The sequence below is a fragment of the Salmonella sp. FC25216 genome, from assembly GCF_057751355.1.
In genome coordinates this window covers 174,103-193,550 of record NZ_JBDGON010000004.1, presented here as the reverse complement: position 1 = coordinate 193,550, position 19,448 = coordinate 174,103, and the positions used below count along the sequence as shown (strand labels likewise).

Sequence of the window (19,448 nt, the reverse complement as noted above, 5' to 3'; positions counted from 1 at the left end):
CCTCTTACTGCTTCAGTTTGGGATCGAGCGCGTCACGCAGACCGTCACCCATCAGGTTAAATGCCAGCACCGTCAGCAGAATCGCCAGCCCCGGGAAGGTCACGACCCACCAGGCGCTTTGCGCGAACTGCAACACGTCAGAGAGCATGGTGCCCCACTCCGGCGTTGGCGGCTGCGCGCCCATGCCAAGAAAACCGAGAGCGGCCATATCGAGAATGGCGTTAGAGAAGCCCAGCGACGCCTGAACGATCAGCGGCGCAAGGCAGTTCGGGAAAATATTGACGAACATCTGACGCATCGCGCCTGCGCCCGCCACGCGAGAGGCAGTCACATAATCGCGGTTCACCTCTACCAGAACCGCCGCGCGGGTTAAGCGGACATAGTGCGGCAGCGCCACAAACGTCAACGCCAGTGCAGCGTTGCCGATGGAGGGGCCGAAGATCGCCACCAGCACCAGCGCCAGCAGCAGGCTCGGCAGGGCCAGCATGATATCGACCACGCGCATGATGATGTTATCGACCAGACCGCCGAAGTAGCCCGCGACCAGGCCGAGAATAATCCCCATTACCAGCGACAGGACGACCACCAGACAGCCGACCAGCAGTGACAAACGCGCGCCATACATCAGGCGCGAGAGGACATCGCGACCAACATCATCCGTTCCCAGAATATGCGCCCAACTGCCGCCTTCCTGCCAGACCGGCGGCGCCAGCAGCGCATCGCGGAACTGCTCTGCCGGGTTGTACGGCGCAATAAAGTTGGCAAACACCGCAATCAGGATCACGATGACGACATACGCCAGCCCGACGACCGCGCCTTTATTGCGTTTGAAATAGTGCCAGAACTCTCGCAATGGCGTCATGGGCGCCGGTGCGGCAATAACATTATTTTCAGTAACCTGTGACATGATGGCCCCTTACTTCTTATGCCGAATACGCGGGTTCACCACGCCGTACAGCAGGTCTACCAGCAGGTTGACGAGAATAATCATCGTCGCTACCAGTAACACGCCGCCCTGCACTACCGGATAATCGCGGCGTTGCAGCGCATCGATCAGCCAGCGCCCCAGGCCGGGCCACGAGAAGATAGTTTCTGTCAGAATCGCGCCCGCCAACAGCGTCCCGACCTGCAGGCCGATCACGGTGACGACCGGCAACATGGCGTTACGCAGAGCATGGATGATAATGACGCGCATCCTGGTCAACCCTTTGGCGCGTGCGGTACGGATGTAATCCTCCCCCAGCACTTCCAGCATCGACGAACGGGTCATACGCACAATGACGGCCAGCGGGATTGTGCCGAGCACCATCGCAGGCAGGATCATATGTGCCAGCGCATCAATAAAGTTGCCCTCTTCGCCCCAGATGGCGGTGTCGATCAGCATAAAGCCAGTCAACGGATTGGTGTCATCAAGAAACACCATATCGCTCACGCGCCCGGAAACCGGCGTCAGGTTCCAGTGGACGGAGACCAGCATGATCAGCATCATGCCCCACCAGAAGATAGGCATAGAGTAACCGGTCAGCGCCAGGCCAACGGCAGTATGGTCGAAAATGGAGCCGCGCTTGACGGCAGCCAGTACGCCAACCGGAATCCCCACCGCAGTGGCGAAAATCATGGCGCAGACGCCAAGTTCCAGCGTCGCTTTAAAGCGAGGTACAAACTCGTCCCACACGGGGATTCGGCTTTTCAGCGAGATGCCTAAATCGCCATGCATCACCCCCCAGATATAATGGAGATACTGCTGCCACATCGGTTTATCAAGACCGAGTTCAGCCAACAGTTGAGCATGGCGCTCAGGGGAGATACCTCGCTCACCCGCCATGATCATCACCGGATCGCCCGGGATCATATGGACAAAGGCAAAGGTGAGAAGGGTAATACCGATAAACGTCGGGATGACGAGTCCCAAACGTCGGAGAATGAACTGCAACATAACCCGGATTCTCTCTCATGACGCACGGCCTGGAACCGTGAATCTGTATTGCTCACAAATCTTATCCCGCTCAAAAAATAGCCGAGGGGCGAAGCATAGTTGCCGGCTGGCGCTACGCTGATCCGGCCGACAAAGGCCGGAGCGTAGCGCTCTTTTAATTATTCGACAGAGACGTTTTCGAAGTGATGTTTGCCCAGCGGATCAACCACATAGCCTTTAACTTCTTTACGCACTGGCTCATAAACCGTGGAGTGAGCGATGATCAGCGCTGGCGCCTGGTCATGCATCACAACCTGGGCCTGTTTATAGAGTTCAATACGCTTGTTGTGGTCATCGGTCGCACGCGCAGGCTGAATGAGGTCTTCAAACGGCTTGTAACACCATTTTGAATAGTTGGAGCCTTGCTGCGCGGCATCGCAACTGAACAGAGTGGCGAAGAAGTTATCCGGATCGCCATTGTCGCCGGTCCAGCCCATCATCACCGTCTGGTGCTCGCCATCTTTAGCGCGCTTGAGGTATTCGCCCCATTCATAGGTGACAATTTTGGCCTGAACGCCAATCTTCGCCCAGTCCGCCTGGATCATTTCCGCCATACGACGCGCATTCGGGTTATAGGGACGCTGTACCGGCATCGCCCACAGATCGATGGTGAAGCCTTTTTCCAGACCGGCTTCTTTCAGCAGCGCCTTCGCTTTTTCCGGATCGTAGCCGTAGTCTTTAATATCGTCGTTATAGCCCCACATCGTCGGCGGGATCAGGTTTTTTGCGGCAACGCCCGCGCCCTGATAAACGGCTTTGATGATGGCCTCTTTATTCACGGCATAGGTCAACGCCTGGCGAACTTTGACGTCATCCAGCGGTTTTTTCTGTACGTTATAGGAGAGATAACCCACGTTCAGACCCGCCTGCTCCATCAGATTGATGTTTTTATCCTGCTTCATACGGGCGATGTCAGCCGGGTTCGGGTACGGCATCACTTGACACTCATTTTTCTGCAATTTAGCGTAACGCACGGAGGCGTCAGGCGTAATGGAGAAAACCAGGCGGTCAATTTTCGGCTTCGTGCCCCAGTAACCGTCAAAGGCTTTGTAGAGAATGCGGGAGTCTTTCTGATATTGCACCAGTTGGAATGGGCCAGTGCCAACCGGGTTCAGATCTACTTTTTCCGGCGTACCGGCTTTCAGCATATTGTCGGCATATTCTTTGGAAAGAATAGAGGCGAAGTCCATGGCTAAATCGGCAAGGAACGGCGCTTCCGGACGCGTCAGCACAAACTGCACGGTGTGATCATCCACCTTCTTCACTTCGCTAATCAGATCCGGCAGACCCATGCCTTCAAAGTATTCATAGCTGCCGCCAGACACTTTATGGTACGGGTTCTGCTCGTTTTTCTGCCGGTCGAAAGAGAACACGACATCATCGGCGTTCAGCTCGCGCGTGGGTTTGAAATCCTTGCTGGATTGCCATTTCACCCCTTTACGCAGGTGGAACGTATAGATTTTACCGTCTTCGCTGATATCCCACTTCTCAGCAAGACCCGGGATCACTTCCGTGGTGCCGATTTTGAATTCTACCAGGCGGTTGTAGATGGGCACAGCGCTGGCGTCATAAGTGGTACCGGAAGTAAACAGCTGCGGGTTGAATCCTTCAGGAGATCCTTCTGAACAATAAACCAGAGTTTTAGCCTGTACGCTTGCTGCAACGGTCATGGCTATCAGGCTCAGACCAAGCTTCAGCATCCCTGACTTCTTCAAGGAAATACTCATTCTTCTGCTCCAATTGTGATGTATGTTGTTTTGCCCTTTGCAGTGGCTTTTACCGCCCGGCCTTTTTTGTTTTTTACCTGGTCAGGTCAGTAGTGAGAGGTGGGGATTCCGTTCGCATAAACGACTGAGTTGCAGTGCGGATTCTCCATAAAATGCCCCTCATTCCCTACAATCTGTCAACAGAATGTCAAAACGTCAATACAGGTAACCAGCTTTTACAACAACGGTGAGAATTAACAAACAAAGATTAAAAAAAGTTCAGAAGGGTATTTTCAGCAGGGAAATTTGTGCTACGCCCGAGTCATCAGAATAATTATCTTAATATTTAGAAACATTTAGTGTTTAACTTTTATGCTGTCAACGCAAAAATTTTAAAAATATGGCGCATATATGAGCGATTAATACCATGTACGTTAAAGCGGACAGCGAAAAATGCTAAGTACGGCAGGCAGTAACGCAGAAAGCGATTTACGCAAACGGCGGCGAAAGCAATGGAATATGTCAGCAATGAGTAAGCAGGCGCCAGGAGAGGATGACTCGCCACTGCGTGGCTCGCCCTGCGGGCCGTTGCTGACGCAACGTTCTCTCGCTTCGCTCGAGTCGAACCTCTTGCCCCCGGAGGTTCTCATCCTCTTCAGGCTTCAGATACAAAAAACCCTGCTCGTTGAGCAGGGTTTTTGAATTTGGTCGGTGATAGAGGATGACTCGCCACTGCGTGGCTCGCCCTGCGGGCCGTTGCTGATGCAACGTTCTCTCGCTTCGCTCGAGTCGAACCTCTTGCCCCCGGAGGTTCTCATCCTCTTCAGGCTTCAGATACAAAAAACCCTGCTCGTTGAGCAGGGTTTCTGAATTTGGTCGGTGATAGAGGATTCGAACCTCCGACCCCTTCGTCCCGAACGAAGTGCGCTACCAGGCTGCGCCAATCACCGAATGCGGGCGCATCTTACTGCTCAGGCGCACGCCCGTCAATCCCTTAGTCGCAAAATACAATTCAATCGGCGAGAAAGTCGGCAGACGGCTTACTTCGCGGCGACTTTCTGCGCATCGGGAATATGGCACCAGTTGTTATTCTGGTTAATGCCGCCATTCGGCGATGTATACCCCAGGCAGCCCATTATCGTGTCGTACAGCTCCACATGACGACGCGGCACTTTGATCTCCGCCTGTTGTTTAAGGTGAGCAAACATCTGCGCATGCTGCGGATTGGCAAGATATTTATCCGACATCCATACCAGCATCGGAACGCGGAATTGCTCCGGCGGCGCCATGTTGCGCGGCGTACCGTGCAAATGTTCGCGTTCGTTAATCGACTCGCCGTGGTCAGCCGCGTAGAACACAATCGCTTTTTTATCACGTAGCTGATCGAACACGCTGGTAATAAAGTGATCAACATAGGTCACGGAGTTATCGTAAGAGTTGATCATCTGCGCTTTCGTGCAGCCGCTATCGACCCCAATACACTCGGGCTTCCACTGAGCGTAGCTGCGCGGATAACGTTGCGTATAATTAAAATGCGACCCTTTGGTATGCAGGATAATCAGATGCTTACCCTCCGGGTTCTGGGTAATTGAGTTCTGCATCTCATCAATCAACAGCATGTCATCAACCGTTTTACCGCGGTTACGCGGCTCCGCGCCGATCTGCTCGCGATAGGAGATATTATCCGCCATGGTATTACTATAGAACCATATTTCGCTCTGCATGGCGTACAGATCGGAACTGAACCCGAGCTGTTTGAGTACCGCAAAAACATTCTGCTCTTTTAGCGTACGCTGCGGGTTATTATCCGCGCCGCCTTCTCGTACAAACATACAACGTAAAGATAGCTTGGTCGCGGTATCGCAGGAATAGCCGCGGAACGCCGCCAGATTTTTTTCCTGCGCCAGCTTCGGCGTGGTATTACGCTCGTAGCCGAAAATCCCCATGTGATCCCAACGGGTCGTCTCACCGATAATGAAAACGACGTAGGTGTCATCCCCATCCTTCGGCGCAACATAGGTAAATTTCCTGGCCGGATTTATTAATGAATTATTGTCCGACGACTCATCTACCTGCGCCCAGGCATACAGCCCTAACGCAGATAACCAGTTTGAGGGCAGATAGGAGTTCGCCACCACGCCGCCATAGCTAGGTAAATCGATGCCTGTCGCCCGCTCAACCTTTTTCTGATGCACATCCAGCAGGCGGATAGGCGCCCACACCATCACCCCTGCGAGCGCCACCGCAGCGGCGCTGCGAAAACGCTGCCCCGGCGTACGTAGCTGGCGCAACAACGTGTAGCGACAGCGGTTACTCCAGATGAAAATGAGCGGAAGTACGCTCACGGCAATCAGCCACAATACGAAGTGCAGCCCCACCACCTCTTTCGAGAGATCGATGTCGGTGGTCATAACAGACGCAATAATGCCGTAGCCAATCACCACATTCAGGAAGGTCATGTAATAACTGGCGCCAGCGGAAAACAGCACCACCAGCGTGGCCAGCACGCGCCAGACTCGTCGGCCAAACAGTGAAAGAAGACGAAGTAAGAAGAAAGTCACCAGCACCGTGGCGCCAAGTTCGACAACCGCGGAGATGCCTTTCCAAATGGTAAATTCTTGCGCATAACTGCCGAAACGGCGGTAAAACACGGCGCAATTCATAAACAGACCGATATAGAGCGCAAGCAAGAAACTAAGTTTCTGCTGCGTCATCGATTTAATGTATCTCATGCAAGCAAGCCCTGGGAATCGGGATAAAAACGACCTGTACAACGATTCTTTAATCAAACAGGTAAATATGCGGCTAACGCAGATGTGAGAAAGTCTACAAGCGCGGCTAAGTAGACCACAGGAAGCGCAAAAAGTGTCTATAGAGAATGTGATTAACCCATATATTTTTGTAAATATATAAACAGAGTATTAGCCGAACGTCTAATAAATCCGGGCGGGGCTTATCTCGTTAAAAGCGAGCGCTCACCCCCAGGGTATACAAATAATCGCTATCCGTAGCGCTATTTTCCGCCTGGGAAAACGTCGCATACGCCGCCAGATGTGGGTTAAGTAACACGTCCGCGCCTACAGTGACATCCAGCCAGTTTCCCTCTTGATTTACTGCGGTCATACGGCTTAACCCAGACTGCGCTTTCCAGATATTTTCCCCAAACTGCTGGTTATAGCTAATTTGCGCCCAGGGACGGACATCGCCGAATTGCGAATTTACCCGCCAGCCTAATGTACTGACGCTGGCGTGCCATAACGGATCGGTGAGCGTTAATGTCGTCGCGCTATCGCCATATTCGTTATACATTGATGAAGTCGAACCGTCGTAATGCAGCGCCGCTACCGGCCCGGTGGTCACGCGTCGGGAAAGCGGAAAATTCCAGCCCATACTGATACCGCTGGTCGCATCAAGCGGAGTTTCATCCGCCAGGCTAAGCACCGGACCCACCGTATTTTGCGTAGACTGAATACGTTCGGCCAGTATGTCGTTGTAATTCGGTTGGTGATCGCTGTCCCAGGTATAGCGTTCCGTCGTATGCCCCGGAACCGCTTCAGCGATATATTCTTGTTGCCAGGCATACGCGGTATTGATAAAAAACGAGCAGGCCATAAGGCCGGCCAGACAACGCAATGTCCGGCGACCACGGCGTTTTCTTACAATCATCAACGCGACTCCAGAGTAGAGCCGAATTCGGCGATATTATTGTCATTGAATGAAGGATGTCGGGCATCAGCCCTGTATTAACTATTGTCCTTTTAGCGGGCCCGTCAAGGCGGGTTGAAGGAAATTTTCGCGGTAACCACAATAACGAGGAAGTCTATGCAGCGTTGCGGCTGGGTCAGCCAGGCCCCCCTTTATATTGCCTATCATGACAACGAGTGGGGCATACCGGAAACTGATGGCAGAAAGTTGTTTGAAATGATCTGTCTTGAAGGTCAACAGGCCGGTTTATCCTGGATCACCGTGCTTAAAAAACGGGAGAACTATCGCGCCTGTTTTCATCAGTTTGACCCGGTACGTATCGCTGCTATGCAGGAGGAGGATGTTGAACGCCTGCTGCAGAATACGGGGATTATACGGCATCGCGGGAAAATTCAGGCCATTATCAGTAACGCCCGCGCCTGGCTTGCGATGGAGCAAAACGGCGAGCCTTTCGCCGATTTTGTCTGGTCATTCGTTGATGGCCAGCCGCAGCTCACCCAGGCGGCCAGTCTGGATGAGATCCCCACCTCAACACCTGCGTCAGATGCGCTTGCTAAGGCATTGAAAAAGCGCGGTTTCAAGTTTGTCGGTACGACTATCTGTTACTCCTTTATGCAGGCGTGCGGACTGGTCAACGACCATATTACCGGCTGTTTTTGCCATCCGGGAGAAAAACATGATTCGCAAATCCCAGAGTGAGGACATGGCGTCTATTCTGGCGCTGTGGATGAAAAGTACTATTTATGCCCATCCCTTTATCGAAGAACGTTACTGGCACGAGAGCGAAGCGATTGTGCGCGACGTCTATTTACCCGCCGCACAAACCTGGGTATGGGAAGAAAATGGACAACTGAAAGGCTTCGTCAGCGTGCTGGAAGCCCGTTTTGTCGGGGCGCTGTTTGTCGCCCCCGACGCGTTAAGACACGGCATTGGCAAAGCGCTTCTGGAATATGTACAGCAACGTTTTCCGCTGCTAAGCCTTGAGGTTTACCAGAAAAATCAAACCGCCGTAAACTTCTATCATGCGCTCGGTTTTCGCATTGAAGACAGCGCCTGGCAAGAGGATACTTCCCATCCCACCTGGATTATGAGCTGGCAGGCGGATCAAACGCCGTAAGCGGTAGCGCCGGGCCGGTATATTTCTCAAACCAGACCAACGCGGTATTGCCCGCACAACCGTTCCCCAGCCGGGAGCTGGGGAGATCTTTTGTCAGGACGTTTACCGCGCCGTTTTTACATATACCGCCTGCGGTAGGTTCAGGGTCCGGCCATGCGCCTTCGTGAATACAGATCACGCCGGGCCGAATCCCTTCGGTAACGACCGCGCCCGCCAGAATCTGCCCACGATGATTCCAGACGCGTATCGTATCGCCATCGACGATTCCGCGCGCTGTCGCATCCTGCGGATGAATCGTCGCCGGTTCGCGTCCTGCTACCGCATACCGCTCCCGTAACGAACTGTAGTTAAGCTGGCTATGCAGGCGGTGCGCCGGATGCGCGGAAAGTAACTGAACCTGCCCCGCATCGGCATTCCCGTGCCACTCATCCGGCACAAGCCACATCGGATGACCGGGACAATCCGCGTACCCATAGCTGGCAATGCGCGCAGAATAGATTTCGATTTTGCCGCTGGCCGTTTTTAGCGGATGGTTATCAGGATCGCGGCGAAAATCCGCGAAGCGCACAAACTGCGCGCTGGCGGGATTTTCCGGCATCTCCAGTAAACGGTTAGCCTGCCAGAATGCGGCAAACGGCGGCAGCGTCACCCCCAGGCTGGCGCCACGCTGGGCGGCAATATTGTAGAAGGTCTCCAGCCACGCCAGCTCGCTTTTTCCTTCAGTGAACCGAGCGTAACCGCCGGCTTCCCATCGTTCGCTCAGTTCAGCAAAAACGTCAAAATCATTCCGCGCCTCCCACCGGGGCGACACTACCTGCTTCATTGGCGCCAAATGCTGATTGCTATAGTCGCCGGTCATGGTCAAATCGTTACGCTCATAGCTGGTGGTCGCGGGCAGAACAATATCCGCGTGTTTCGCGGCGGCCGTCCAGAAACATTCAGAGATGACGACAAGCTCCGGTTTTTGCCACGCGCGAATCAGACGGTTGGTATCCTGATGATGGGTAAAGTTCGCGCCGCCGGCCCACCAGATAAAACGAATATCCGGGAAGCGGCGATCCATCCCATTGTGTTGGTAAAACCCACCGGGGTTTTCCAGCGCATCGACAATACGCGCCACCGGTATTTTATCTACCGCATCGACGCCGCCCGTGATGCTCCCCTGCATCGACGCTAACACGGCGGCGCGGCGCGTCGGGTTGCCGCCGTTAGCAAAATGATAAGAAAAACCAAACCCGCCGCCAGGCGTACCAATTTGCCCCAGCATTGCGGCAAGCGTGACGATCATCCAGTGATTTTGCTCGCCGAACTGCTGACGCTGCATTCCCCAACCGGCCATCAGCATAGTGGTGTTATGATGAAATATTTCCGCCAGTTCACGGATTTTCACCGCAGAAACGCCGCAAATTTCCGCCGCCCATTCCGCTGTTTTGGCCGTACCGTCGGTCACGCCCAAAAGATAATCGGCGAAGAGGTCATAGCCCGTCGTGCAGCGGGTAAGGAACGCTTCATCCTGCCAACCGTTTTCCACCAACGTATGGGCGATCCCCAACATTAACGCCACATCGGTGCCCATATGCGGGGCGATCCACTCCATCTTATCGCCAAAAAAGTCGATGCTTTCCGATCGCATCGGATCGATGCAGATCAGGCGCTTCCCCCTTTTTCGCAACGCCGCAAAATAATTGAGACCCTGTTCATCCGAGGCGTTCCAGGCAATTTTCAGAGTATTAAGCGGGTTCGCGCTCCAGAGCACCACCACATCGCTGTGTTCCAGCACCACCGGCCAGCTAGTCTGTTGCTGGTAAACCTCGTTGCCACCCACCACATAAGGCATGATAGCCTGCGCCGCACCGGTGGAATAATCGCCAAGATGGCCGGTATATCCTCCCGCCAGCGCCATGTAACGCTGCAAGAGCGTGGCCGCTTTATGTAATACGCCGTTCGAACGCCAACCGTAGGAACCGGCGAAAATAGACGACGATCCATAACTTTCACGAATACGTTTGTGCTGAGCGTGGATCAGATCCAGCGCGTCATCCCAACTTACGCGAACAAACTCATCCTGCCCGCGTACGCCTTGCGGCTTATCGGGTGAAGCCAGAAACCCTTTACGCACCATCGGGAAGCGAACCCGCGTTTTACTATGCACCTGGTCATGGACAACGGTTTGCAAGGAATTTGGGTGTGCCGTCGGGAGTTCGCCATATGAGGCAAAAATGCGTTCTCCGTCGGTTTCAACGCGGACTGGCCCCCAGTGTGCAGCGGTCAATACCGAATGGCGCGATGGTGCGTGGGTCAAAGTTCGCTCCTGAATCATTGGGGTTATTTAATTTACCAGTCAATGTTACTTACAAATTTCAGAGTTTTCCCTGGAATTTTCTTCATGTGCAGACGTCATAATCAACCGCCACGGTCGCTGTGGTAACAATAAAAAAGTGATAAGGATTTAAGATGAAAAAACGTGTATTTGTGATTGCTGCCATCGTAAGCGGCGCCCTGGCAGTCTCTGGCTGCACAACAAACCCTTACACCGGCGAACGCGAAGCAGGTAAATCCGGCATTGGCGCGGGTATCGGATCGCTGGTCGGCGCAGGTATCGGCGCGCTCTCCTCCTCTAAAAAAGATCGCGGTAAAGGCGCGCTGATTGGCGCAGCGGCGGGCGCAGCGCTGGGCGGCGGCGTCGGTTACTACATGGACGTACAGGAAGCGAAACTGCGTGACAAAATGCGGGGAACGGGCGTTAGCGTGACGCGAAGCGGCGATAATATCATTCTGAATATGCCGAATAACGTCACCTTCGACAGCAGTAGCGCGACGCTGAAACCGGCAGGCGCCAACACGTTAACCGGCGTGGCGATGGTGCTGAAAGAGTATCCCAGGACCGCCGTCAATGTAGTGGGTTACACCGACAGTACCGGCAGCCACGATCTGAATATGCGTCTGTCGCAGCAGCGTGCGGATTCCGTGGCCAGCTCGCTGATCACGCAGGGCGTCGACGCCAGCCGTATCCGTACCAGCGGCATGGGCCCGGCGAATCCGATCGCCAGCAACAGTACGGCTGAAGGTAAGGCGCAAAACCGCCGCGTCGAAATTACCCTGAGCCCACTGTAATAAACCACTGTGCCGGGTAAGGCGACGTCGTTTTACCCGGCCTGCATTCCTTTCTACACCGGATAGCATATGTAGATATATCAGTTAGTTATGTACTCATAGTTCTTAATAAACACTCTTAACGTACAGAAATTCCCGTTTCCCAAACCACCGCTTAATAATCAATTAAGTTTTGTTTGTTAAAAAATGGTCACATGCCCTGTAAACTAAACCCACAAACCAATGAGGGATTAGCGAATGGCTCTTAATGGAAAAATGCTTTTAAATGGTGCAGATATTGCGCCGTTATCCTTTCCCGGTGTTGGAACATTTATGGCGTTTTCCGGCAACGGTGCTTATAAAAATCGTGGAGGATGTGGCAAGTTTTCAGGAACTGCTGCCGGTGATGGCCCACTGCCTGAAGGGCGATACTGGATTGTGAGCCGCGGGGGAGGTGGGAGTATCTCAAAACATAAAAGACACGTACAACAAATTTCATAGCGGCGCAGAATTCAGACGCGATGAATGGTTTGCGTTGTACCCGAACGACTGGAACATCGATGACACGCTCTGGATAGAAGGCGTTAAGCGCCAACATTTCCGCCTCCATCCCGGCGTATTGTCCGACGGCTGCATTACCCTTGTGAGTAATGCCGACTTCCACACTCTGCGTAATGCGCTGCTTGCTACCCAACAAATCGATGCGCCCTGTATGAAGGATTTGAAAGCATACGGCATGATCGAGGTCGTGAATAATGGCTATAACACTTGCTCGTAAGCTGGCAAAAATAGCTTGGTTTATCTGCCTGTTTTATATTGGCTTGCGCATTATCTACCCCGAAAATTTAATCAGTCTGTACACCTCTGAGCGTTTCGCGCAATGGGTATATGGATACTCTAGTCAGGAAAATTTCGACGACTTATGGGTACTGATCTGGGTGGTCTGCTCTTTTGCATTCGCCGTGGTGGGACATCTGTTTTCAATGTGGATAATCAAAAAAATGCGCCGCTAACGCCGCATTTTTTTAGACCGTCTTGCGCTCGTTCCATGCATCGGTGTACTGGACATTTCCATCCATGTAGTGCCAGGTGATTTTTTCGTAATTTAAACAGACATGCTCGACGTGGTTAATCTGAGAACTGGAAAGTTTCGTGTTCGGAATAGCTGTATTCACGCTCGTCACCTTCACATTCTCCAGGAGAATTTTGTAGTAGCACTCTTCCTGGCCTGAGTAATTTATCCGGTAGAAATGAAACTCCGCGCTCTTCAGTGCCTGGCCTGTCGCTACCGCACGGTTGAAGTAGGGGGAAGAGCTGTCTATCTCCTTCTCGATCATCATCGCTGAATGCTGACGCGTACCAGTGATTTTGCCGCTGGCACTATCAACCGGCAGGCTGAGTCCATGCGAAAGACCGATAATCTCAATACTACCTTCACGGTCTTTTACATCGACAGAACCTTTAATGTCTGCGCCACCATCGCCCTTCAACCATAAATACGCTGGAATGGACATTTTTCCTTTTTCCTCAATTAGTTAGAGGTCTCACATAAAAAGTGTAGTCTTTGTAAGTTGGCGAGTAAACGATCAATATATATCAGAAAATTTCCGTGTCCTAACTGCCCGCCCCGGTCTGGCCAAATGATACTAAACGTACAATAATCCCCCGTATCCAAACTCATCCCTCTATAACGCCCGCTACTGCGAGCCAGATACTCTGTTGCAAGAAGCCGATTTTGTCTGCGTGATCCTGCCGCTAACGGCAGAAACGCGACATCTGTTTGGCGCAACACAGTTTGCCAGAATGAAATCGTCCGCCATTTTTATTAATGCCGGACGCGGCCCGGTGGTCGATGAAAACGCGCTGATTGCCGCGCTGCAAAACGGTGAAATATATGCGGCAGGTCTGGATGTCTTTGAACATGAACCGCTATCCGTGGATTTGCCCCTGCTGAGCATGTCTAATGTCGTCGCGGTGCCGCATATTGGCTCGGCAACGCATGAGACGCGCTACAACATGATGGGCTGTGCGGTGGATAATTTGATTGATGCGCTGCAGGGAAAAATAGAGAAGAACTGCGTCAATCCGCAGGCGGCGGGATAAGGCTACAGGCCCGATAAGCGCTGGCTTTCGCTTATCGGGCAGACTGTCATTACTGGGTCGCGTTTACCGCCGCCGTCCAGGCCTGATTAAACGCCTGATGCTGCGAGGCCAACGGCCCAATCAGCGCGTTATATTGGCTGGCCTGCTGTGAGGTCGGGAACTGAATGCCGTTCGCGACAAAGCTCACCTGCTCGCCCTGTTGCGCAATATAATCGCCCACTTGTACCAACTGCTGCGTAAAGATCTGCGCCGCCGGGATCAGCGGTTGCAAAGCATCTGCCGGCACGGTGACCACTTTTTTGTAGACCTGATCAAACACAGGTTTCAGGTCATCGGCCTGCTTTAACGCGCCATGCGCGGCATCAGCCTGCAGTTTTGCATTCTGCAACTGTTGCGCCAGCACGCCTAACGAACCATTTGCCTGCCGCAGCGGCTCGCGTTGCGTCATATAATCCTGCGGAACGCGGATGGCGTTAACGCTATCGACCACCGGGCGCAGACCGGAATCCATCGCCTGGTTTACCTGCTGCGAGTAGCCATACAGTATCGCGTAATCAGACACGAACGGACCAAACTGTTTTTTCTGATCGGCCGTCAGCGTTGGTAAACGCTCTCCGCTACGCATTGCTGTATTCTGCAGGAAATCGACAAACGCTTTGCGCTGATCGCCTTCTTTATCAAAACACCCGCTCAGGCTAAACACCATTAATAACGCCACAACAGGCGCAAACCAGCGAGAGCAGGACTTACCTGTCGCCATTGTTAATACTCCTTTCACCCAAAAATGCGCACAACGACACCTGCGTGCCTGACGGCTTACAAGGATAGTCCAGGTCAGGCTTGCAGGATACCCTTTCCACACGATCTTGTAGCGGAAAATCACGTTTATCTGCATCAGCACTCAATTTGTTATTTTATTGTTAATTTTTGACCTGGCGCTTCGATAAAAAACGCGGTAAGAAAGCTTTCCAGCAGGTGATGTAATATTTTTTTAATCTTTACAATTATTTTCTGAAACACGGATATATCTTCCTGGATCAGATTGTTAGGGTCCTAAAAGTCGCGCAACGTAAGTCATCGAAACGAATCGATAGCGCTTCTTGACGACGCGTCGCCCCCACCCGCGAGTTTCCCGACTATTCTTAATAGGCTTCGATGCACTTCACGATCCCGCTGTGTGATTTACAGGAGTTCTCAATGGAACATAAAGATCCGATGTTTGAGCTGCTGAGCAGCCTGGAACAAATTGTTTTTAAAGATGAAACGCGAAAGATCACCCTGACGCAAAAACCCAATCCTTTTACCGAATTTGAACAGTTACGGAGAGGAACGGGACTAAAAACAGATGAATTCGCCAGAGCGCTGGGCGTAACGGTTGCCATGGTTCAGGAATGGGAATCGAAACGCGAAAAACCCACACCAGCAGAGCTCAAATTGATGCGCCTGATACAGGCGAACCCACGCTTAAGTAAGCAATTGATGGAGTAATTTTTACCACTTCTTGTTTTAACGGTCCTGCGTAAGGGCCGTTTCCCCCATCCGATTCCTGACCTGGAGAAATAAAGTAAAATAAAAGTTGCATCGCCCGGCATTACATGAGTTAATGTGCTCAACGGTTTGACGTACAGACCATTAAAGCAGTTTAGTAAGGCAAGTCCCCTTCAAGAGTTATCCATTAGATACCCCTCGTAGTGCGCATTTCCTTAACGCTTAAAAAATCTGTAAAGCACGCCATAACGCCGAAAGGCACACTTATTTTTTAAAAGGTAATACACTATGTCCGGTAAAATGACTGGTATCGTAAAATGGTTCAACGCTGATAAAGGCTTCGGCTTTATTACTCCTGATGACGGTTCTAAAGACGTGTTCGTACACTTCTCCGCAATTCAGAACGATGGTTACAAATCTCTGGATGAAGGTCAGAAAGTTTCCTTCACCATCGAAAGCGGCGCTAAAGGCCCGGCAGCTGGCAACGTAACCAGCCTGTAAGCTTAAAAAGCTCAGAATTGAAGATCCCTGCCTGATGGCGGGGATTTTTTTATTCCAATCTCCCCCTCTCCCCCCGCATAACTTTGCATTACTTTACCCTGCGTCCCTTTGACCTTTCCCTTAGGGGAACCCCTATAGTGGGCAAGGATATTGTTCACAAGGAATTGAAGTTATGTCGAAATCATCATGGTTATTACTTTTGGGTTTATGCACCAGCGGCTCCGCGCTTGCGGCATCCTCAGAATCCGCTTTTCTGGCGCAACACGGGCTTGCGGGAAAAACGGTTGAGCAGATCGTGGATACTATTGATCAGACGCCACAGAGCCGTCCTTTGCCTTACTCCGCGTCGATTACCAGTACCGAGCTCAAATTATCTGACGGAGAGCAGATTTATACGTTGCCGTTAGGCGACAAATTCTATCTCTCTTTTGCGCCTTATGAATGGCGGACACACCCCTGCTTTAACCACAGCCTTTCCGGCTGTCAGGGAGAAATGCCGAATAAACCGTTCGCTGTAAAAGTGACAGATAGTAAAGGCTCTATCATCGTACAAAAAGAGATGCACAGCTATCGAAATGGATTTATCGGTGTTTGGCTACCGCGCAATATGGAAGGGACGCTCGAAGTAAGTTACAACGGCAAAACAGCGTCACATGCTATTGCCACCAAAGGTGACAACCAGACCTGCCTGACAGAATTACCATTACGTTAAAAATAAAAAAACCTGCCCGAAAGCAGGTTTTTGTTTAATTAACTGAACGCTTATTGCAGTAACGAAATATCCGCTACCTGCAGGAACAGTTCGCGTAGTTTCGACAACAGCGTCAGACGGTTGATACGGATATCTTTCTCTTCCGCGTTAACCATTACATTTTCGAAGAATTCATCCACTGGCGCGCGCAGAGCGGCCAACTCAATCAACGCTTCCTGATAACGACCATCGGCAAAGTACGGCTGAAGCTTATCACGCAGCACAACCAGATGTCTGGCCAACTCAATTTCCGCCGCTTCTTTCAGTACGGAGGCGTGGACGATATCGTTCAGCGGCTCAGTGGCTTTCGCCAGAATGTTGGAGACGCGCTTGTTAGCCGCCGCCAGCGCAGAGGCTTCTTCCAGGGTGCGGAAATGAGACACCGCCTTCATGCGGGCATCAAAATCTGCCGGACGGGTCGGACGACGCGCCAGAACAGCCTGAATGGTGTCGACGGTATAGCCTTCATCCTGATACCAGGCCCGGAAGCGACCCAGCATAAAATCGATCACGTCATCGACTACGTTGGCGTTGGTCAGCTTGTCGCCATACAGACGCACCGCCTCTTCGGCCAGCGTTTGCAGATCAAGAGCGAGGTTCTTCTCAACGATGATACGCAGCACGCCCAGCGCGGCTCGGCGCAGCGCAAACGGGTCTTTGTCACCTTTAGGATGCTGACCAATACCGAATATACCCGCCAGAGTATCCATCTTATCCGCGATCGCCAGCGCGCAGGCCACCGGGTTAGACGGCAGATCATCCCCGGCAAAACGCGGCTGATACTGTTCGTTCAACGCCACAGCAACATCTTCCGCTTCGCCATCATGGCGCGCGTAGTGCATCCCCATCACGCCCTGCGTGTCGGTGAACTCGAAGACCATGTTGGTCATCAGGTCGCACTTGGAGAGCAGGCCCGCACGAGTGGCGTGGTTGACGTCAGCGCCAATCTGACCGGCAATCCAGCCCGCCAGCGCCTGAATACGGTCGGTCTTGTCACGCAGCGTGCCCAGTTGTTGCTGGAACAGGACGGTTTGCAGACGCGGAAGATGGTCTTCCAGACGTTTTTTACGGTCGGTATTGAAGAAGAATTCAGCATCTGCCAGACGCGGACGCACCACTTTCTCGTTACCGGAGATAATTTGTTGCGGATCTTTCGACTCGATGTTGGCGACGAAGATAAAGTTCGGCAGCAGCTTGCCCGCGTTGTCATAAACCGGGAAATACTTCTGGTCGCCCTTCATGGTGTACACCAGCGCTTCGGCAGGCACGGCGAGGAATTTCTCTTCGAATTTCGCCGTCAATACCACCGGCCATTCCACCAGCGAGGCGACCTCTTCCAGCAGGCTTTCGCTCAGGTCGGCATTGCCGCCAATCTTACGCGCCGCCTCTTCTGCATCCGCTTTGATTTTAGCTTTACGCGCTTCGTAGTCCGCAATGACTTTACCGCGCTCCAGCAGAATTTGCGGGTACTGATCGGCACTGTCGATGGTGAACTCCGGCTCGCCCATAAAGCGATGGCCGCGAATCACGCGATCGGACTGAATACCCAGAATAGTCGCCGGAATGACGTTATCGCCCAACAGCAGGGTTACAGTATGCACCGGACGCACGAAATGCACGTCAGACGCACCCCAGCGCATCAGTTTCGGGATCGGCAGCTTAGCGAGCGACGTGGCCACCATATCAGGCACCAGAGCTTCGGTACTTTCGCCCTTCATGTGGGCGCGATACAGCAACCATTCGCCTTTGTCGGTCTTCAGACGCTCGGCCTGGTCAACGGTGATCCCGCAGCCGCGCGCCCAGCCTTCTGCTGCTTTGCTCGGTTTACCTTCGGCGTCGAACGCCTGAGCAATCGCCGGACCACGTTTTTCGACTTCGCGATCGGGCTGAGATTCAGCAAGGTTTGCCACTTTCAGCGCCAGACGGCGCGGGGCGGCAAACCATTCAACATTACCGTGTACGAGGCCGGCGTTATCCAGCTCCGCAGTGAAGTTCGCAGCAAAGGACTCAGCCAAACTGCGCAGGGCTTTTGGTGGCAGCTCTTCAGTGCCGATTTCCACCAGAAAAGTTTTCTCAGACATGGCCGCCTCTTACTTGTCTTTGTTGCACATCGGGAAGCCGAGGGCTTCACGGGAAGCATAATAAGCTTCTGCCACTGCTTTGGTCAGGGTACGAATACGCAAAATGTAGCGCTGACGTTCGGTGACGGAGATGGCTTTACGCGCATCCAGCAGGTTAAAGCTATGGGCGGCTTTCAGAATACGCTCGTAGGCCGGTAGCGGCAGCGGGTTTTCCAGCGCCAGCAGTTGCTGGGCTTCTTTTTCATACTGCTCGAAGCAAGTGAATAAGAAATCCACATCGGCGTATTCAAAGTTATAGGTGGACTGCTCCACTTCGTTTTGATGGAACACATCGCCGTAGGTGGTTTTACCCAGCGGGCCGTCGCTCCAGACCAGGTCGTAAACGCTGTCCACGCCCTGAATGTACATCGCCAGACGTTCCAGGCCGTAGGTGATTTCACCGGTCACCGGTTTACATTCCAGACCGCCAACCTGCTGGAAGTAGGTGAACTGCGTCACTTCCATGCCGTTCAGCCACACTTCCCAGCCCAGCCCCCAGGCGCCCAGCGTCGGGTTTTCCCAGTTGTCTTCCACAAAACGAATGTCGTGGATAGTGGGGTCCATACCCAGCTCTTTTAAAGAACCGAGGTACAGTTCCTGAATATTCTCCGGGGACGGTTTAATCACCACCTGAAACTGATAATAGTGCTGTAAACGGTTCGGGTTTTCGCCATAGCGACCATCTGTCGGACGACGAGAAGGCTGCACATAGGCAGTCGCCATCGGCTCTGGCCCCAACGCGCGCAGGCAGGTCATTGGGTGAGAGGTTCCCGCGCCGACTTCCATGTCCAATGGTTGAACAATGGTGCAGCCCTGGCGAGCCCAGTAATCCTGTAAGGTCAGGATCAAGCCCTGGAAGGTCCTGGTATCAAACTTTTGCATATTATTT

Annotated in this window: 19 protein-coding genes, 1 tRNA gene, 2 other RNA genes and 1 pseudogene; 10 read left to right on the top strand and 13 right to left on the bottom strand. The window is 52.7% G+C overall.

All coding sequences use genetic code 11. The annotated features are described in order from the left end of the window. Nucleotides 1-4 precede the first annotated feature (4 nt). The 8 genes from dppC to AC3G3F_RS10110 all read right to left on the bottom strand — a co-directional run bounded on the left by dppC (nt 5) and on the right by AC3G3F_RS10110 (nt 7,347). On the bottom strand, nt 5-907 hold the full coding sequence (dppC, locus tag AC3G3F_RS10145) for a dipeptide ABC transporter permease DppC (protein ID WP_023247767.1): 903 nt from the start codon (nt 905-907) through the stop codon (nt 5-7). A gap of 9 nt (nt 908-916) precedes the next feature. After that, the gene (gene dppB / locus AC3G3F_RS10140; RefSeq protein WP_000938839.1) at nt 917-1,936 is read right to left on the bottom strand and encodes a dipeptide ABC transporter permease DppB; all 1,020 of its coding nucleotides are present in this window, start codon (nt 1,934-1,936) and stop codon (nt 917-919) included. 158 nt (nt 1,937-2,094) lie between these two features. Continuing rightward, nucleotides 2,095-3,702: a dipeptide ABC transporter periplasmic-binding protein DppA gene (gene dppA, locus AC3G3F_RS10135; protein WP_053508027.1), complete on the bottom strand. Its 1,608-nt coding sequence runs from the start codon at nt 3,700-3,702 to the stop codon at nt 2,095-2,097. Nucleotides 3,703-4,218: 516 nt separating this feature from the next. After that, nucleotides 4,219-4,352: non-coding RNA, RtT sRNA (locus tag AC3G3F_RS10130), on the bottom strand. Between the two features lie 34 nt (nt 4,353-4,386). Then, a non-coding RNA gene (locus AC3G3F_RS10125) (RtT sRNA) lies at nt 4,387-4,520 on the bottom strand. A gap of 34 nt (nt 4,521-4,554) precedes the next feature. After that, a tRNA-Pro gene (locus AC3G3F_RS10120) sits at nt 4,555-4,631 on the bottom strand. Nucleotides 4,632-4,721: 90 nt separating this feature from the next. Continuing rightward, nucleotides 4,722-6,413, bottom strand: coding sequence for a kdo(2)-lipid A phosphoethanolamine 7''-transferase (gene eptB / locus AC3G3F_RS10115; RefSeq protein ID WP_023247357.1), 1,692 nt, complete (start codon nt 6,411-6,413; stop codon nt 4,722-4,724). 229 nt (nt 6,414-6,642) lie between these two features. Beyond that, nucleotides 6,643-7,347 carry an autotransporter outer membrane beta-barrel domain-containing protein gene (locus AC3G3F_RS10110; protein WP_023247356.1) on the bottom strand — a complete coding sequence of 235 codons (705 nt, stop codon included), beginning with the start codon at nt 7,345-7,347 and terminating at the stop codon, nt 6,643-6,645. Nucleotides 7,348-7,503: 156 nt separating this feature from the next. Between AC3G3F_RS10110 and tag the strand changes: the two genes are divergently transcribed. Further along, complete coding sequence (gene tag / locus AC3G3F_RS10105; protein WP_053509377.1) at nt 7,504-8,085, top strand: DNA-3-methyladenine glycosylase I; 582 nt, start codon at nt 7,504-7,506, stop codon at nt 8,083-8,085. After that, nucleotides 8,063-8,503, top strand: coding sequence for an N-acetyltransferase (locus tag AC3G3F_RS10100; RefSeq protein WP_023247354.1), 441 nt, complete (start codon nt 8,063-8,065; stop codon nt 8,501-8,503). The genes tag and AC3G3F_RS10100 overlap by 23 nt, the downstream gene beginning before the upstream one ends. Here AC3G3F_RS10100 and AC3G3F_RS10095 read toward each other — a convergent pair. Then, complete coding sequence (locus tag AC3G3F_RS10095; protein WP_488394926.1) at nt 8,472-10,805, bottom strand: molybdopterin guanine dinucleotide-containing S/N-oxide reductase; 2,334 nt, start codon at nt 10,803-10,805, stop codon at nt 8,472-8,474. The genes AC3G3F_RS10100 and AC3G3F_RS10095 overlap by 32 nt on opposite strands. Nucleotides 10,806-10,957: 152 nt before the next feature. Between AC3G3F_RS10095 and AC3G3F_RS10090 the strand changes: the two genes are divergently transcribed. The 4 genes from AC3G3F_RS10090 to AC3G3F_RS10075 all read left to right on the top strand — a co-directional run bounded on the left by AC3G3F_RS10090 (nt 10,958) and on the right by AC3G3F_RS10075 (nt 12,609). Next, nucleotides 10,958-11,617 (top strand): OmpA family lipoprotein, encoded by a 660-nt coding sequence (locus AC3G3F_RS10090; protein WP_023247352.1) that lies wholly within the window; start codon nt 10,958-10,960, stop codon nt 11,615-11,617. A 265-nt stretch (nt 11,618-11,882) separates the two neighbouring features. Continuing rightward, the gene (locus tag AC3G3F_RS10085) at nt 11,883-12,038 is read left to right on the top strand and encodes a hypothetical protein (protein WP_346426179.1); all 156 of its coding nucleotides are present in this window, start codon (nt 11,883-11,885) and stop codon (nt 12,036-12,038) included. A 12-nt stretch (nt 12,039-12,050) separates the two neighbouring features. Then, the gene (locus AC3G3F_RS10080) at nt 12,051-12,374 is read left to right on the top strand and encodes a tlde1 domain-containing protein (protein WP_488394924.1); all 324 of its coding nucleotides are present in this window, start codon (nt 12,051-12,053) and stop codon (nt 12,372-12,374) included. Continuing rightward, nucleotides 12,352-12,609, top strand: a complete 258-nt coding sequence (locus tag AC3G3F_RS10075) for a hypothetical protein (RefSeq protein WP_023247350.1) — start codon at nt 12,352-12,354, stop codon at nt 12,607-12,609. Before AC3G3F_RS10080 ends, AC3G3F_RS10075 begins: the two co-directional genes overlap by 23 nt. A 12-nt stretch (nt 12,610-12,621) precedes the next feature. Here the strand turns inward: AC3G3F_RS10075 and AC3G3F_RS10070 are convergent, their stop codons facing one another. Further along, nucleotides 12,622-13,110 (bottom strand): Hcp family type VI secretion system effector, encoded by a 489-nt coding sequence (locus AC3G3F_RS10070; RefSeq protein ID WP_023247349.1) that lies wholly within the window; start codon nt 13,108-13,110, stop codon nt 12,622-12,624. A gap of 172 nt (nt 13,111-13,282) precedes the next feature. Between AC3G3F_RS10070 and AC3G3F_RS10065 the strand changes: the two are divergent. Beyond that, nucleotides 13,283-13,699 (top strand): annotated as a pseudogene (locus tag AC3G3F_RS10065) (NAD(P)-dependent oxidoreductase); the annotation flags it as partial. A 49-nt stretch (nt 13,700-13,748) separates the two neighbouring features. Here AC3G3F_RS10065 and AC3G3F_RS10060 read toward each other — a convergent pair. Then, the gene (locus tag AC3G3F_RS10060) at nt 13,749-14,459 is read right to left on the bottom strand and encodes a DUF3053 domain-containing protein (protein WP_000190524.1); all 711 of its coding nucleotides are present in this window, start codon (nt 14,457-14,459) and stop codon (nt 13,749-13,751) included. Nucleotides 14,460-14,896: 437 nt separating this feature from the next. Between AC3G3F_RS10060 and AC3G3F_RS10055 the strand changes: the two genes are divergently transcribed. The 3 genes from AC3G3F_RS10055 (at nt 14,897) to cueP (ending at nt 16,400) form a co-directional block, all read left to right on the top strand. Continuing rightward, entirely contained in the window at nt 14,897-15,187 is a 291-nt protein-coding gene (locus AC3G3F_RS10055) for an HTH-type transcriptional regulator (RefSeq protein ID WP_023247347.1), read from the top strand. 288 nt (nt 15,188-15,475) lie between these two features. After that, on the top strand, nt 15,476-15,688 hold the full coding sequence (gene cspE, locus AC3G3F_RS10050) for a transcription antiterminator/RNA stability regulator CspE (protein ID WP_000014594.1): 213 nt from the start codon (nt 15,476-15,478) through the stop codon (nt 15,686-15,688). Nucleotides 15,689-15,860: 172 nt separating this feature from the next. Further along, the gene (cueP, locus tag AC3G3F_RS10045; protein ID WP_488394922.1) at nt 15,861-16,400 is read left to right on the top strand and encodes a copper-binding periplasmic metallochaperone CueP; all 540 of its coding nucleotides are present in this window, start codon (nt 15,861-15,863) and stop codon (nt 16,398-16,400) included. 50 nt (nt 16,401-16,450) lie between these two features. Here cueP and glyS read toward each other — a convergent pair whose 3' ends face one another. Both glyS and glyQ read right to left on the bottom strand, forming a co-directional pair. Then, nucleotides 16,451-18,520, bottom strand: coding sequence for a glycine--tRNA ligase subunit beta (glyS, locus tag AC3G3F_RS10040; RefSeq protein ID WP_488394920.1), 2,070 nt, complete (start codon nt 18,518-18,520; stop codon nt 16,451-16,453). Between the two features lie 9 nt (nt 18,521-18,529). Beyond that, nucleotides 18,530-19,441, bottom strand: coding sequence for a glycine--tRNA ligase subunit alpha (gene glyQ, locus AC3G3F_RS10035; protein WP_001168556.1), 912 nt, complete (start codon nt 19,439-19,441; stop codon nt 18,530-18,532). Nucleotides 19,442-19,448: the final 7 nt, after the last annotated feature.